This window comes from Escherichia sp. WS1450, assembly GCF_046487395.1.
In the GTDB taxonomy this organism is placed as follows: Bacteria; Pseudomonadota; Gammaproteobacteria; order Enterobacterales; family Enterobacteriaceae; genus Escherichia; species Escherichia coli.
Window position 1 is genome coordinate 151,421 of sequence record NZ_JBJQJO010000004.1, and the last position, 13,088, is coordinate 164,508.

Consider the following 13,088-nt stretch of genomic DNA (forward strand, 5'->3'; position numbering starts at 1 on the left):
TTCAGTCTTCCGGGTAAATGGTGATGATGTCGCCGTCGTAACCTGCGGCAGCGGCGTAAATGGCACCGTGTATTTCCTGGATGATACTAAGCCCCACGAGGTGGCGGCTGACGGGGCGCGCATCGGCAATCAGACGCTCCATTTCTTCATGCACCTCTTCACTTACTCCGGTTTCAAGTGTGCCAATCTCAATGGTGAAGGTCCCGGGCGAGCCGTCAAACTCCCACCATTCTGATACACGGATGAGGTAGCCCAGTGGTTCAACGATGCGGCGGAGTGCACTGATGGTCCCTTTGTGGCGATGTATCATCCATGCGTCCCGAATCACCTGTCGCCTGGTCTCTTCCGGCCAGTTGCGGTCCCAGCTGTCAACGGAACATGCCCATGCAAGGTAGGGCAGGAGGTGAGCAGGGCAGCGGTCCGGCGACCACAGGGTGTCGGCGTCCACCGGTATGGCACTGATGCGTGCTCCTGTCGCCTCTGTGGCGCGCATGAATGGCCCTGCGGACGGTGGAAGCAGTGATGTACTGTGCTGTGCGCTGTCTGTTTTTTTCCTGTCACTCATTGCGTCCTCCTTCGCTGATGCTGAATGTGGTACATCTGGCTGCCTGAGTGTCACTGATGGTGATGTTCTGCGTGGGTTTTATGACCTCAACGCGCTGGACACCGTGAACATGCAGCGCTGCAGTGATGGCTGACAGGGCCACGTCCTGACCGATACGGCCCTGGTCTGCCAGCCATGCACGGAAAGCGGCGTCAGCGGCCGCAAGCATGGGTTCAGACTCCGGCCCTGGATAAAAATACAGCTTCGCTTCCATTTCCCAGTTCACGATGGTAGCACTCTGCACAGTCAGGCGGTCGGCAACCGGGCGCACGTTCTCGGCATTCAGGGCGGTGCGCACCGCGTTCAGTAACGCCTCACCGGCGGTGCCGTCACCGTCTGCTGACAGGATGGAGACGGTGACTGTGGCCGGTGACGGGCTGATGGCGCGCGCATCACGGACAAGACCGCTTGCGCTCCGGGCAAAATACTCATACGCGCCGGACGGTCCGGCCACACTCAGGCCGTCCCAGGCTGACTGGGCACGCAGACGCAGCGATGTGTCGCTTTCCATCACTGCTTCCGTGGTATCAGTGGCCGGATGAATGACCAGGCGGCGGGTGTTGTTGTTGGCGGCCAGATTGTCCAGGTCACTGCCCCGGCTGTGGCTGAGCATGCAGGCGCGGGCGGCTTCATTGATGCGCTGGCGAAGCAGCATTTCACGAAAGGCCATGGCCTGGGAAATGATGTTCAATGGCTCGGATTCCAGAGTAAGGGCACGGGTGACGGCGGCGCGGTATTCTTCCGGGAAGGAGCTCACCATCATGGTTTTAATGTCTGCCAGGATGGACTCAAAATCCGGCTGCGCGATGATGGCCGGTTCCGGTAACTGTGACAGGTCAACGGAAGGCATGATTTACTCCCTCAGGGTGATACTGAATGTGATGTTCTGCATGGTTTCGGTGATGATGCCGGATAACGTCACCACGGCGCGTCCGCCAGCCCGCCAGTTCACATCGACGTTCTGCAGTGCTATACGGGGTTCATGGCGCGCCAGCGCAGTCACCGTGGCGCTCATGCACTGTAAACGCGTGGTGTCGTTCATGGGCTCGTCGATGAGGTCCGGTAACAGGCTGCCGTATTCGCGGCGCATCACCCGGCTGCCTGGCGGTGTGGTCAGGATATCCCGCACGCTGTTTTTCAGGTGTTCGCTGTCGCTCAGCGTGCCGGTTCCCTGCGGGTTCATCCCCCTGTAAACAGCGGTCATTGCGGGCCTCCCGTGGTGCCCGGGCCCGTCCTGACGCCACCGTGGGTGTGCGTATGAACGGTGATACCGTTGGATGTCAGGCTGCCGCCGCTGTGGGATATGCTGCCGCGCATCTCGCCGCCGTTCTGCACCTCCAGGGTGGCGGTGATAAGTTTGCGGGTACACACCACCTCCGACGTGTCCAGGGTGATGCGCGTGTCGGCCTGAATGCTGGCTGTTTTAATCCCCTTAACCTCCAGTGCACCGGCGTCTGCATCGTAGCGGAATACCGCACCGTCCGGTGCTGTCATGATGATTTCCTTCAGTGTGCTGCCCGGTGCCGGGATATCATCGCTCCAGAGGCTGCCGATGATTATCGCGGTTTCGGGATTACCACCGATACAGACGAACGCCACCTGTTCACCGGTGGCTGGCGGCACCCAGACACTGAACGCGCCCGCCCGCGCGGTGCTCCAGCGAAGCCAGCCTGTCTCCAGTCCGCCACTGCGCACCCGGACCTCCCAGGTCTGCGGGTTCACGTCGAAAATCACGCCGGTTCTGATGATGTTGCTGATAAGGCGCATTAATTCCGCGTTCATGCCACAGCCCTCGCGATATTGTCCATAATGATACGCTGAATAAGTCGTTCATCTGCCGGTGTTATTCCAAGAAGTTCACGGGCCGGATAATCCGTATACATCCCTGCGGCCACCCGGTCGCGCTCCCCGAACTGGTGAACGCGGGCAATGCGTGCCGCCACGCCGCTGTAGCCCACCGTCACGCCTGATGCGTCCGCCTTCACTTTCAGATAACGGGCCGTGCGCAGCTTCGCAAACATCGGCACCGTTTTTGTGGTGTCACGGTTGATGCGGCGTGTCCTGATTTCAAGGAAACGGAGGATATCACTCCGGTAAAAGGTACGTATGCCGCTCCGGTCTTCATCCCAGCCGGTGATGGTCTGGCCGTATTTTCCTGAACCGTGATGCCAGTTTTTCAGGGTGCGGTTCTGGTTTTGCCAGATAAAGCTGATGCGCTCCTGAAGGCGTGATATACGGCGTTTACGGCGTGTCCACACCGAACCGTCCGGCGCTTTCTGGGCGCGCATCCGGCTCTGGTTCACGCGCCGCAGCTCCTTACCCACATGCGCGGCAATGCGCTTCACTGCCTGCGGGCTGGTTGCCAGCCGGATATTGACAAACATGTTACTCATTCCTTCAGCGGGAACGAGGTTACGGTATCTCAGTTTCCCCATAACATTCTCCGCGTGTTATCCGGTGACAATGTTCCACGTCACATCCTCCAGAATGTGTGACCAGTCGCCGTCCTGCGGGATGCGTGATTTCGGCTCCGGTAGATGTTCTGTCATGAGGGTGCCGTCATCCCTGCGGGTGACGCGCACGCGTTCACGTAACGGCAGCTCAAACAGCACGTCCGCGCTGTCGTCGTCGTTAATGGCCGCCGTGAACTGAATATCGTTGTTGCGCTCAGGATTAAGCAGCAACTGCGGCTGGTTCTCTGCCAGCCAGACAATCAGTGGAAGCGTCAGGTTGTCCAGATCGCCCGTGTAGTCCATCACGAACATCACCAGCCGGTAGTTGTACACGAACGTCGGCGTCTCGCCGGTGGTCTCTATCCCGCCACGTTCAATGAACACGGTGAACTTTTCCGGGTTGGCCCTGCACCACCGGCACGCTGTACTCATGTGTGTGCTCAGGGATTTACTTTTCAGCATGCGCCTCTCCGTTCTGTCGGTTGAGTCTCCGGCGCTCCATCGCCTCAATGGCCCGTTTGTCTGCGTTGCAGGTTTCCAGTGCATCCAGGAGGCTGTCGCTCCATATCCCGATATTTCCCCAGGTGGGGTGTTCAGGGAAGGGCGGGGGCCGTGTTCCCGTCGTCAGTCCCGCCGGAATGAACCGGAAGGAGGGCGCGGGCAGTGGCGCGTTCCGTGTGTTCGCGCAGCCGGTCAGTAAAACGGTGGTCAGGAAGAGTGCCGGCGCACTCATCCGTCGCAGCAATTTCGCGAAGCTGTTCACGTCTGACTTCTCCTTCCTGTGCCCTTTTCTGTCGCTGCGTCATCACCTCATGCAGTACGGCGGAGGCATCGCTGATAACGGCGGAGGACTCACGCAGCGCCCGGCTGTATTCGCCCAGCTGCTGCTCTGCGGCGTCACGTGCCTCACCGGCACGCCCCAGCCGGTATGACTGCCACATGGCCGCCGCCGTCAGGGTGGTCACCATGAGGGCAACAATCACGGCGTAAACCGGTCTCATGTGCTGCCTCCCGTGTCGCGAAGACACCACTGTCTGAACTCCTCCCGGCGGTTAACCAGCCCCTGTGAGCGGCGTCCGCCACTGTTGACAAAATCGGTCAGTCTCCCGCACATCGCCACCCAGCGGTGCGCCTGTGCGTGCTTCCAGATGGTGGTGCGCTGCCGGTTGCCGCTCCTGTCCCGGTACCACATCAGGCCGGTACAGCCGACGTTGAACGCCGCGTCGGTCATCGCCTCAAAGGCGGACTGGGGCATGGCGGCACCGCTGAAGTTCTGGTTGATACAGTTTTCCGCGTGCCGCAGGTCATTCACCCAGCGGCGGGCCACCTCCTTTTCTCCGTAAACCCGGTTCTCCACGCCCCCTGTTGAACCACATCCCACGGTCATTACTCCTGCAATATCACGGTACGGTGTCGCCCGGCACTCTTCCCGGGTGGCGATTTTTATCTGTGCTTCCCGTGAGGTTCTCAGTTCACCGGGTGCCATGGAGACGCCCAGCGCCACAATGGCCGCCACCGCATAACGTTTTACCGGCAGTTTCACCGCTCTTCTCCGTCCTGTCTCACGCTGTCCAGTGCCCGTCTCTCACCGTCGTGAAGCTCGCGGTTTTCTGAACGTGCCAGGATGCGGGCGATAAGGTCATTGCGGCGCTTCATTGCCTGCTCCGTACGCCTGCGGTGGCACCAGGCATGGATGGCGGAAAGTGACCCCAGAAGCAGCCCGGCCAGCGCAATTTTTTCGCTGATGGTCATAACACCAATGGTTGTTGCCGTCACTGACGCCCAGAAGGTGATCCAGTCACTGACGCGCTGAAAAAATCCCGTCACCATAGCTTTACCTTTTCGCGTTGCTGTTTCCTTTCCGGCTCCGGCATCTCCACCTCCTGTCCCGCTTCCAGAATTACCTGGCGGCAGAGCCCTGGATTGGCATCAAGTACCTGTGCGGTCACCCCCTGCGTGGTGCCGTAGTGCCGGAAACAGAGTAAATCGACGGTATCCCCCTGGAGTGCCCTCACTTTCATCACACCAGCTCCGCAAAAAGACGGGGGCGACCCAGAATATCTGCCACGGACCAGCGCACATCGCGCCATAAGTCTTCCATCTGCTCATCCAGTGCGTCAGCCCGGCGGTCCCCTTTATCAGTGGTGTCCACATCCCGCCAGCGTTCCAGAATCAGGGCGCGGGTGGCGCTGTAGACGGCGTTGCGGTAATGCCATACGTTGACGCTCTCACCGTTGATGGTGGCGGCAGGCACTTCTGCGAGGATGCTGAACCCTGCGGCAGACTGCGCCTTCTGCCACTCTTCCAGCTCCCGCGTGACGTGAGCCACGGCTCCCGTGGCAACGTGCGCCAGACGTGTGGAGGTGATGCGGCCCGGCAGGCGTACTGCAAGGCGCAGCTCCCGCAGCACAATCTCCGGCCAGAATGCCCCGGCGGTGATGGTGGCGTCGCCGTCGTCGGTGTCGGGGATATCGTCCCGTGCAGGGGCGGCTTCCGGTCTTGCGACCATGCTCATAAATCGCTCCTTCAGAAAAAAAGGCGGTGGGTGCCGGGTGTAAGGGGAACGGAAAACCGTAACCGGAACGCCCGGCACGCCGCCTTCTGACGGGGTCAGCCGTTAACCACGTTTCGCCTTCGCTTTCGCCTTCGGCGTCGTGGTCTGTTCTCTGGTTGTATCTTTCTGTGCCGCAGGCTCCTGTGCGGCAGCGGCTTCATCCTGTCCGGCCTTTTTCAGGGCCCGTGAAAGCGTGGCAATCTCACGTTTTACCCCCGCATTCGGGTTAAGGTGCATTGCCTCACGGAACAGCTTCAGACTCACCGCCATGCTGTCGGCATCGGTCAGGCCACGACGGGCAAAGGCGCATGCCTTGCACAGCTTGGCGCGGACCTCATCGGGCATGTCCCGGTTCGCGACAATTTGCCAGAGGGTGTCCAGCGGTTCGATGTAGCCGGACAAATCGGCGTGTGCATCCGTTCCGGCCTGTGTCAGAACAGGGTTGCAGATTTCCTCGGTCAGTACCGTGGCTGCCGTACGCCCGAAGTTGTCAGGCATCGTGAGGTTGTGGCGAACCACATAATCCCCGATGCGCAGTGCAAGCGCCAGGTCGCCACAGTCCACGGCCCACACCATGAGTGTGGCTATCACCTCATCCTGCTGTCCGCCGTCGGCTTCCAGCGTGCCGTCTATCCAGCCTGCAAAACCCGGCAGCATTTCACGCTTGAGCGCGGCCTTTGCCGCTTTTGCCTGGACGCCCTTTATGCGTTGCTGTGCCAGGCGCAGACGGTGAAGGACCTGCTCATGAGCCGTGCGGGCCACGATATCCTCGTTTTCTGCTGCCGTTCCTGCCCGTAAAGCCATCACGTGCTGGAAATGAGCCTGTGCCGGTGTCAGCATGGTTAATCCTCCTCTTCCCCTGCATCCTTGTCTTCAGCCTGCGCTGACAGTGCTTTTATGCCCTCCCGGTACCAGTCCGGCGCGTCATGGTCATATGTGGCAAAGCTGATATTCTCAATCAGTGCGCACTTACCATGGTCCTCAACCACATAGCAGTCGTTAACGGACTGATAGATGGCGATACGGTTGTATTCGGGCTCATCCTTCATGAGACGACGCATGGACCCCTTCTGCCAGTAAACCGACAGGTTGCTGAATGAGGTGATGAGCATTGACTGAGCCGGGAAAAATGGCGCAAGGTACACATCAAGGCCGCCAATGGTCCGCGTTGACACAATGAGCTGTCCGGCAAGCAGTTCGGCATTCGCATTCTGCATGCTGATACTGTTCAGGACCGGCAGGCGCAGGGAGTTAAAGAGGTTTCGCCCCATGATGACAACGAGGTCGTCTGCGTCCTTGTGCCATTCGTCAAGCAGGGATGAGCGTGCATCCTGGACCAGTGCATCGGGATTGGCGTATCTGCCTGTGTATGCCACCGAATTGTCCATATTGCGCGCAGTCAGCATCACGTCTTTCATGACGCGTTGCGGGGCCTGGTCCCTGATATCCTGCAGCCACCCCTTATTGACGTCCTCAAGTCGCGGGTGTTTTTTTATATCCGAGACTTCCGCATGGTGCGTACCGTTAAAACCTGTCATGATGCGATCAAGTGCCACCTGTCTGGCAATCTGGCGACTCACACGCAGCTGGAAGTCAGGGTGTCCGGCCCACATGTCAAGCTGAGGGTAGGAGATGAAGGTGTCGTAGTTCACCTGCTCGCACTCATAGCGTCGCGCTTTCATGTCCACCACATTCAGCGGGTTACGACGATTTGTACCGTCATAACTGCTGTTCGTGCGCGCAACCGGCCCGGTGGTGTCCAGGAGTACCTTTTCACCTTTCTGCTCTGTCACACCAATGCTGTTGGCTTTCTGAAGAAAATCATGGCTTTCCTTTGATGCGTTTTCAAATCTCTGCTGCACTGCCGGCTGTACCGAAAAGCGGGAGGAGAGCGCAGATATCGTGATGTTATTCATCTCCGCCTGTTGTGCCTGGTAAGCAAAAAGCTCGGCCCGCGCGGCATCGCTCATGATCAGATTCATCGGTTATCACCTCTTGTGGTTATTTCTGTCAGTAGTCAGCCAGTTGTCTGGACTGCCCGCCGGTTGCCGTAAAACGACTTTCCTGATCAGCGTCCAGTCCGCGCAGTCTGTTTTTCAGCTCTGCCAGCTCAGTGGACAGGGTGGCGATTTTCTGTCTGTCTGCCTGATGGCGCGATTCCAGTGCACTGAAGCGGTCGAGAAGGTCGGCATGCGATGAGGCTATCCCCTCAACGGCGTCATGAATGCGGGAGAACCGGGTGTCGTCAGCCCTGCGTCCTCGCCCAATCATGTTCATCACGCGGTTAAGCCACTGCGCACCTTCCTCGCTGCGGCGCTCCGTCAGTTCGATCACTTCAGCCTCAATGGCGTCAGAGAACATCGGTGCTTCCGTCTGCTGATTATTGAAGGTCATGACCGAACGGCGCTGCTGCAGGGCGAACTGAAGACGCTCCGTGCCGATGCTTGCCGGGGTGTCTGTCATGGCAAGGCCAATAAGATACGGGGTGCCCGTAGGGGTGAAATTTCGTGCCAGCTCAATACTGGAGTAAATTTTCTTACCCCGGGAGACCAGATTTTTCATGCGGTCGGTGGGTTCGATTTCCGCATACAGCGCAGTACGACCGACCAGCGGACCTTCGGTGATTTCTTCTGTGCTCAGTGCCGTCACATCACCCATGGCGGAAAATTCACTGGACGGAACCGGTGAAAGCCAGTGCTCCACGTTCACGCGTGCGCCGTAAATCTCAGGGTTGAAGTTACTGGCCGCCGCGCGCAAATCTGCGGCACTGATTTCGCGACCGTCTGCGGTGGGACCGGAAACGGCCACGCGGAATGTTTTACGGGATGTTTTTTTCTGTTCAGGCATTGTCGGGCCCTCGTGATGATCGTTTGTCTCATGATGGCAAAACGGGGCAGGGACAGACAAAGTGCGTTTGTTGTAAGCGAATGCCGACAACACCGGGCATGGCAGGAGGCCTGTAAGGGGTGAGTAAACTGCCTGAATCACATGAGGGGGAGAAATGATTCAGGATACATTTGTTCGCCAGCGGGCACGCCAGCTGTACTGGCAGGGTTACCCTGTTGCGGAAATTTCCCGCCTTATGGGTATCAACCAGAACACGATCCATTCGTGGAAAAAACGCGACCAGTGGGATGAGACGCCCCCGGTTCAGCGTGTCACGCAGTCCATGGATGCGCGACTCATTCAGCTCACGGAAAAACAGAATAAAACAGGCGGGGACTTTAAGGAAATTGATTTGCTGACCCGTCAGCTTAAAAAGCTGCATGACGGTCTGCCGGATGAGACGGCAACAGGAAAGAAAGGCCGGGCGAAAAAACACAAAAATCATTTCACGCCGGAACAGATCGCGGCGCTGCGGGAAAAAATTACCGACAGGCTGGCCGGACACCAGCGCAAATGGCTTGATGCTATCGGTGCCTGTGAGCGTGCCGGAATTACTGACAGGATGATCCTGAAATCCCGCCAGATTGGGGCGACCTGGTATTTTGCGCAGGAAGCGCTGCTGATGGCGCTGCGTGACGATGTGGCACAACCTTACCAGCGTAACCAGATTTTTTTGTCTGCGTCTCGTCGTCAGGCGCTCCAGTTTAAAAGCATTATTCAGAAGGCTGCATCTGAAGTTGATGTGGAACTGAAAGGGGGCGATAAAGTCATCCTCTCCAACGGTGCAGAGCTGCATTTTCTCGGCACTTCTGCGGCCACCGCGCAAGCGTACACAGGGAATCTGTATTTTGATGAGTTTTTCTGGACGGGGCGTTTCGCAGAGCTGCGCAAGGTGGCTGCTGCTATGGCAACGCTGGATGGTTTGCGGTGTACCTATTTTTCCACGCCATCAAGTGAAACACATGAGGCGTATGCATACTGGAACGGCGATCACTGGAATGAAGGGCTTCGTACTCATAAACGTCAGCATTTTGATGTGAGCTGGAATGCGCTTCATAACGGCCTTATCTGTCCTGACTATATCTGGCGGCAAATTGTGACGCTGGAAGATGTGGTCAGTCAGGGATGGACGTTAACCAACATTGACAAAATCCGGCGCAATAACACTGAAGACGAGTTCCGCAATCTCTACATGTGTGAATTTGCTCGCGAAGGGGAATCGGCATTTAACCTGAATATCCTGATTGGCTGCGGTGTTGACGGATACGACGAGTGGCCGGACTGGAAGCCGTTTGCACCGCGTCCGATGGGGAACCGCCCTGTGTGGATTGGGTACGACGCCAACGGCAGTAGCGGGAACGGTGACAGCGGGGCGGTTGTCGTGGTGGTGCCGCCAGCCGTACCGGGCGGGCGTTTTCGCACCGTGGAGACGCGGCGGGTGCAGGGGCTGGAGTTTGAGGCGCAGGCGAAGGTGATTGAAGAGTTCACCTTTCGCTATAACGTTGAGCATATCGGTATTGACGTAACCGGCGGTCACGGGGATGCGGTGTATCAGATTGTGAAGCGCTTTTTTCCGGCAGCCATTCCCTACACCTTCACCCTGTCATCAAAGCGCACGCTGGTTCTGAAGATGCTGCAGCTCATGCGCGCCGGGCGGTGGGAGTACGACCGCAGCGAGCGCGAACTGGTGAGCGCCTTTAACGCGGTACGCAAAACAAAAACGCAGGCCGGATTTATCACCTACGAAACAGATCGCGCAAGAGGCGTAAGCCATGGCGATCTTGCATGGGCCACCATGCTGGCCGTTATCAACGAACCTGTCGGCGGTGAACATGATGCCGCCCCCTTCAGTGTTACGGAGTTCTGATGAGCAGAAAAAATAAACAACGACGTACGAACGCCCGCGCAGCGCAGGGCAGCCTTGCGGATTCCCTGCGAAGCGACCCGACACTGAGTGCCTTCACGTTTGAAGGACCTTACCGGCTGTCAGGGGCCGACCTGCTGGACAGCATGTACTGCGCCGACAACGGGCGGTGGTTTGAAACGCCCGTTGACTGGTACGGACTGGCACGGGCTGCCCGCCAGACGTCCTGGCACCAGTCGGCGCTCAGCTTCAAACGTAATGTGCTGCTGGGCTGCTATATTCCACATCCTCTGCTGTCCCGCCAGGAGTTCGCCGGGGTGGCGATGGACTGGTTTGTGTTCGGTAATGCCTGTCTTGAGCTGCGGCGCAACATGCTTGGCGAACCGCTGGCCCTGCGCCGGGCGCTGGCGAAATACATGCGACGTGGCAGCGATATGAAATCATGGTGGTATATACAGGAAGGACAGGAAGAGTACCGCTTTCGTGAGGGGACGATATGCCACCTGATGAATCCTGATATCAACCAGGAGATTTACGGGATGCCGGATTACCTGGGCGGCCTGCTGTCTGCCAGCCTGTCACATTCCGCCGATATCTTCCGCAAGCTCTACTACGATAACGGCTCACACGCGGGCTGTATTGTCTACATCGGTGCGGCGCAGGTTGACCGTGAAAGCATGGAAAAACTGCGGGAAACACTGCAAAGCGCGCGTGGTGGCGGGGCGTTTAAAAATCTGCTCATCCACGCGGCGGGAGGTGGTAAGGATGGCGTACAGATTTTGCCGTTTCAGCAAATCACCGCAAAGGATGAGTTCATGAACGTCAAGGCTGCATCGCGTGATGATGTGCTGTCCGTGCACCGTGTACCGCCGCAGCTGATGGGGGCCATGCCGGGTGAGAAGGGGTCATTCGGGGATGTGGAGAAGGCAGCCCGTGTGTTTGCCATTAACGAACTGATGCCCGTCATGGAAGCAATGAAACACGTCAACGACTGGCTGGGCGAAGAGGTGATCCGTTTTAACCCTTACGCACTGTTAGACACCCAGCCCATATCCTGACGCGCTTCGCTTGTCTGCTGCTTCGCCGGGGCATAAAAAATTTATGCCCCGACTCTCCAGCTCTGCTTAACGAAGTGCTGATGGCGCTCGCTTTTTCAGGTGATTAGCGATGTGCTTTTTCATGTGCATAACAACATCGCCCCAGGCTTCTTCGCTGGGTTTATTGATAAATACGCGAACAGAAATATCGTCTTCCACCCGGACTCTCAGAGACACCCGTTCCGCATCTACTGAATATAATTCAAGTGCAATAACCACGCTTACCGGGTAGCTGCTGTCAGATGACTTAACCCAGGTTCGCACGGCCATGCGGAAAATATTGTCTGGTGCAGATGCGATATTGTGGACTGAAAGAGGACTAAAATCCGCCGCTGTCTTACATGGCAAGCCTGTCTCCACGTAGCGGTGCAGGTCGCCATCATCGTCTTCCCAGTACATGGATGGAAGCCCCAGCCATTCTTCATAGAAATCAATCAGCCTTGCCGCTTCATCCCGCAAAATTTGAGCTGCCTCAGCGCGTTTTTCTTCAGCTTCACGATTGATCTGGCATAAATCATTAAAGTGGCTCATGACATTATCCTCTTTTGAGTTGATGCCTGCCGCTATTCTGACTTTGCCCGGGTTCTCCTGCAAGCTGGTTATTCCTTCAGATAATTTCACAACATCTCCAACCTTGTAGCCATCATCGCCGGGCGGATGCTTACGCAACCCCGCAACTCTGACGACATATTCTCGCTGCCTCAGTGCGATTTTGACGGCCTTATCTTTCACCCCCATCAAATCAAGCTTTTACGTCTTTTTTACGCTCAGCGTGAGAAATACAGCCATTCTGTTGTGTCGCTGCAACATCGTTCAGGGAATGCTATTTACCCCCTGAAACGCGGGCTGTTCCCCCGTCACCTGCGCGCAGAAAAAGGCCTTTTTTCGTGCACGCACGGATCCCCGACGGATCCAGACGCCACACGGGCCGGAAGGGCAAAAAGTCGTTCAAAAAAATTGTGCAAATTTGTGCACTATTGTGCATTGAAATAAACGCCCTGGAGGAGGGCGTTTTGCTCATCTATTTATAGCCTTGCCCCTTACTGGCCAGCGCCCTGATGGCAGGGCGTGCCAACACCATATTTTGGCAATGATGAATTGCCCGGCAAAATTCATCTCTACCCATTGGATGCTCAACTGGCAATGTAAAATACAGGTTCCATGCATCGCCTAAAAGTTGGGCTATCTTTTGTTCTTCAGATGTCAGCAAGCGGTACTCCCCATCCTTGATGTAGTCACTTGTGCCATCGACCTGCTGTTCTGCAATGTGGAAAGCACCTATTGGTTTTGCTTCCAGCGATGCCAAAGCAATCCGTGCCAGTTTTTCCGCTTCTTCGGCTGGCAGTACAACGTTGCTACCAGGTCCGTATGTTTCGCGCCACTGCCTGATTGTCAGTAGTCGCTCTTTGGTTATAGTGGTCATTTGTTAATCCTCAAAACTTTATGCCCGGGCGCAAAAGCACGAGTTTTGTCTTTGCTTATTCGCCAGCCATCCTTACGCGCCTCTTTTGCACAGCCAGTCCATGACGTACCGATATATTCACCGAAGTCTGGCGTTTGATATTTACCATTTGTACACTGGCGACAATCACAATAGAGATGCATGGTGTAACTTGCGGCAATAGCCATA

18 protein-coding genes and 1 pseudogene are annotated in these 13,088 nt (G+C 57.0%); 2 read left to right on the top strand and 17 right to left on the bottom strand.

Annotated elements, in window-relative coordinates:
* Window position 1 precedes the first annotated feature (1 nt).
* From ACJHYR_RS06600 to ACJHYR_RS06665, 14 genes are all read right to left on the bottom strand, one after another.
* On the bottom strand, window positions 2-565 hold the full coding sequence (locus ACJHYR_RS06600) for a phage tail protein I (RefSeq protein WP_072770464.1): 564 nt from the start codon (window positions 563-565) through the stop codon (window positions 2-4).
* Window positions 558-1,454 carry a baseplate J/gp47 family protein gene (locus ACJHYR_RS06605; RefSeq protein ID WP_072837457.1) on the bottom strand — a complete coding sequence of 299 codons (897 nt, stop codon included), beginning with the start codon at window positions 1,452-1,454 and terminating at the stop codon, window positions 558-560. Before ACJHYR_RS06605 ends, ACJHYR_RS06600 begins: the two co-directional genes overlap by 8 nt.
* Before the next feature lie 3 nt (window positions 1,455-1,457).
* Window positions 1,458-1,808: a GPW/gp25 family protein gene (locus ACJHYR_RS06610; protein ID WP_001354617.1), complete on the bottom strand. Its 351-nt coding sequence runs from the start codon at window positions 1,806-1,808 to the stop codon at window positions 1,458-1,460.
* A complete protein-coding gene (locus ACJHYR_RS06615; protein ID WP_000990789.1) occupies window positions 1,805-2,386 on the bottom strand; it encodes a phage baseplate assembly protein V in 582 nt (193 codons plus the stop codon). Before ACJHYR_RS06615 ends, ACJHYR_RS06610 begins: the two co-directional genes overlap by 4 nt.
* Window positions 2,383-2,997: a phage virion morphogenesis protein gene (locus tag ACJHYR_RS06620; RefSeq protein ID WP_024211221.1), complete on the bottom strand. Its 615-nt coding sequence runs from the start codon at window positions 2,995-2,997 to the stop codon at window positions 2,383-2,385. The genes ACJHYR_RS06615 and ACJHYR_RS06620 overlap by 4 nt, the downstream gene beginning before the upstream one ends.
* Window positions 2,998-3,054: 57 nt before the next feature.
* Window positions 3,055-3,519, bottom strand: coding sequence for a phage tail protein (locus ACJHYR_RS06625; protein ID WP_000920257.1), 465 nt, complete (start codon window positions 3,517-3,519; stop codon window positions 3,055-3,057).
* Window positions 3,520-3,650: 131 nt separating this feature from the next.
* Window positions 3,651-3,998 carry a DUF2570 domain-containing protein gene (locus ACJHYR_RS06630; RefSeq protein WP_157919014.1) on the bottom strand — a complete coding sequence of 116 codons (348 nt, stop codon included), beginning with the start codon at window positions 3,996-3,998 and terminating at the stop codon, window positions 3,651-3,653.
* Between the two features lie 56 nt (window positions 3,999-4,054).
* Window positions 4,055-4,543 (bottom strand): lysozyme, encoded by a 489-nt coding sequence (locus ACJHYR_RS06635; protein ID WP_202116435.1) that lies wholly within the window; start codon window positions 4,541-4,543, stop codon window positions 4,055-4,057.
* A gap of 53 nt (window positions 4,544-4,596) precedes the next feature.
* Entirely contained in the window at window positions 4,597-4,887 is a 291-nt protein-coding gene (locus ACJHYR_RS06640) for a hypothetical protein (protein WP_000256049.1), read from the bottom strand.
* On the bottom strand, window positions 4,881-5,078 hold the full coding sequence (locus ACJHYR_RS06645) for a tail protein X (protein ID WP_045145344.1): 198 nt from the start codon (window positions 5,076-5,078) through the stop codon (window positions 4,881-4,883). The genes ACJHYR_RS06640 and ACJHYR_RS06645 overlap by 7 nt, the downstream gene beginning before the upstream one ends.
* Window positions 5,078-5,572, bottom strand: coding sequence for a head completion/stabilization protein (locus ACJHYR_RS06650; protein WP_045145342.1), 495 nt, complete (start codon window positions 5,570-5,572; stop codon window positions 5,078-5,080). Before ACJHYR_RS06650 ends, ACJHYR_RS06645 begins: the two co-directional genes overlap by 1 nt.
* A 102-nt stretch (window positions 5,573-5,674) precedes the next feature.
* Window positions 5,675-6,451: a phage terminase small subunit gene (gene gpM / locus ACJHYR_RS06655; protein ID WP_045145341.1), complete on the bottom strand. Its 777-nt coding sequence runs from the start codon at window positions 6,449-6,451 to the stop codon at window positions 5,675-5,677.
* Window positions 6,452-6,453: 2 nt separating this feature from the next.
* Window positions 6,454-7,593 (bottom strand): phage major capsid protein, P2 family, encoded by a 1,140-nt coding sequence (locus tag ACJHYR_RS06660; RefSeq protein ID WP_077248672.1) that lies wholly within the window; start codon window positions 7,591-7,593, stop codon window positions 6,454-6,456.
* Window positions 7,594-7,621: 28 nt separating this feature from the next.
* Window positions 7,622-8,458 carry a GPO family capsid scaffolding protein gene (locus ACJHYR_RS06665; protein ID WP_029400548.1) on the bottom strand — a complete coding sequence of 279 codons (837 nt, stop codon included), beginning with the start codon at window positions 8,456-8,458 and terminating at the stop codon, window positions 7,622-7,624.
* 154 nt (window positions 8,459-8,612) lie between these two features.
* On the opposite strand from ACJHYR_RS06665, the gene ACJHYR_RS06670 reads away from it, so the two are divergent.
* Window positions 8,613-10,364, top strand: a complete 1,752-nt coding sequence (locus tag ACJHYR_RS06670; RefSeq protein WP_029400547.1) for a terminase large subunit domain-containing protein — start codon at window positions 8,613-8,615, stop codon at window positions 10,362-10,364.
* A complete protein-coding gene (locus ACJHYR_RS06675) occupies window positions 10,364-11,419 on the top strand; it encodes a phage portal protein (protein WP_000087835.1) in 1,056 nt (351 codons plus the stop codon). The genes ACJHYR_RS06670 and ACJHYR_RS06675 overlap by 1 nt, the downstream gene beginning before the upstream one ends.
* A 66-nt stretch (window positions 11,420-11,485) precedes the next feature.
* On the opposite strand, the gene ACJHYR_RS06680 is transcribed toward ACJHYR_RS06675, so the two are convergent.
* The 3 genes and pseudogenes from ACJHYR_RS06680 to ACJHYR_RS06690 all read right to left on the bottom strand — a co-directional run bounded on the left by ACJHYR_RS06680 (window position 11,486) and on the right by ACJHYR_RS06690 (window position 13,087).
* Entirely contained in the window at window positions 11,486-12,196 is a 711-nt protein-coding gene (locus ACJHYR_RS06680) for a hypothetical protein (RefSeq protein WP_223942718.1), read from the bottom strand.
* A 550-nt stretch (window positions 12,197-12,746) separates the two neighbouring features.
* Window positions 12,747-12,881: pseudogene (locus tag ACJHYR_RS06685) on the bottom strand (hypothetical protein); the annotation flags it as partial.
* The gene (locus tag ACJHYR_RS06690; protein ID WP_000951718.1) at window positions 12,878-13,087 is read right to left on the bottom strand and encodes a hypothetical protein; all 210 of its coding nucleotides are present in this window, start codon (window positions 13,085-13,087) and stop codon (window positions 12,878-12,880) included. The gene ACJHYR_RS06690 and the pseudogene ACJHYR_RS06685, both read right to left, overlap by 4 nt.
* Between the last annotated feature and the right edge of the window lies 1 nt (window position 13,088).

Coding starts and splice junctions, on each gene's coding strand:
- ACJHYR_RS06600 (WP_072770464.1), bottom strand. CDS start 565: ATGAGTGACAGGAAAAAAACAGACAGCGCACAGCACAGTACATCACTG.
- ACJHYR_RS06605 (WP_072837457.1), bottom strand. CDS start 1,454: ATGCCTTCCGTTGACCTGTCACAGTTACCGGAACCGGCCATCATCGCG.
- ACJHYR_RS06610 (WP_001354617.1), bottom strand. CDS start 1,808: ATGACCGCTGTTTACAGGGGGATGAACCCGCAGGGAACCGGCACGCTG.
- ACJHYR_RS06615 (WP_000990789.1), bottom strand. CDS start 2,386: ATGAACGCGGAATTAATGCGCCTTATCAGCAACATCATCAGAACCGGC.
- ACJHYR_RS06620 (WP_024211221.1), bottom strand. CDS start 2,997: ATGAGTAACATGTTTGTCAATATCCGGCTGGCAACCAGCCCGCAGGCA.
- ACJHYR_RS06625 (WP_000920257.1), bottom strand. CDS start 3,519: ATGCTGAAAAGTAAATCCCTGAGCACACACATGAGTACAGCGTGCCGG.
- ACJHYR_RS06630 (WP_157919014.1), bottom strand. CDS start 3,998: ATGTGGCAGTCATACCGGCTGGGGCGTGCCGGTGAGGCACGTGACGCC.
- ACJHYR_RS06635 (WP_202116435.1), bottom strand. CDS start 4,543: ATGGCACCCGGTGAACTGAGAACCTCACGGGAAGCACAGATAAAAATC.
- ACJHYR_RS06640 (WP_000256049.1), bottom strand. CDS start 4,887: ATGGTGACGGGATTTTTTCAGCGCGTCAGTGACTGGATCACCTTCTGG.
- ACJHYR_RS06645 (WP_045145344.1), bottom strand. CDS start 5,078: ATGAAAGTGAGGGCACTCCAGGGGGATACCGTCGATTTACTCTGTTTC.
- ACJHYR_RS06650 (WP_045145342.1), bottom strand. CDS start 5,572: ATGAGCATGGTCGCAAGACCGGAAGCCGCCCCTGCACGGGACGATATC.
- gpM (WP_045145341.1), bottom strand. CDS start 6,451: ATGCTGACACCGGCACAGGCTCATTTCCAGCACGTGATGGCTTTACGG.
- ACJHYR_RS06660 (WP_077248672.1), bottom strand. CDS start 7,593: ATGAATCTGATCATGAGCGATGCCGCGCGGGCCGAGCTTTTTGCTTAC.
- ACJHYR_RS06665 (WP_029400548.1), bottom strand. CDS start 8,458: ATGCCTGAACAGAAAAAAACATCCCGTAAAACATTCCGCGTGGCCGTT.
- ACJHYR_RS06670 (WP_029400547.1), top strand. CDS start 8,613: ATGATTCAGGATACATTTGTTCGCCAGCGGGCACGCCAGCTGTACTGG.
- ACJHYR_RS06675 (WP_000087835.1), top strand. CDS start 10,364: ATGAGCAGAAAAAATAAACAACGACGTACGAACGCCCGCGCAGCGCAG.
- ACJHYR_RS06680 (WP_223942718.1), bottom strand. CDS start 12,196: ATGGGGGTGAAAGATAAGGCCGTCAAAATCGCACTGAGGCAGCGAGAA.
- ACJHYR_RS06690 (WP_000951718.1), bottom strand. CDS start 13,087: ATGGCTATTGCCGCAAGTTACACCATGCATCTCTATTGTGATTGTCGC.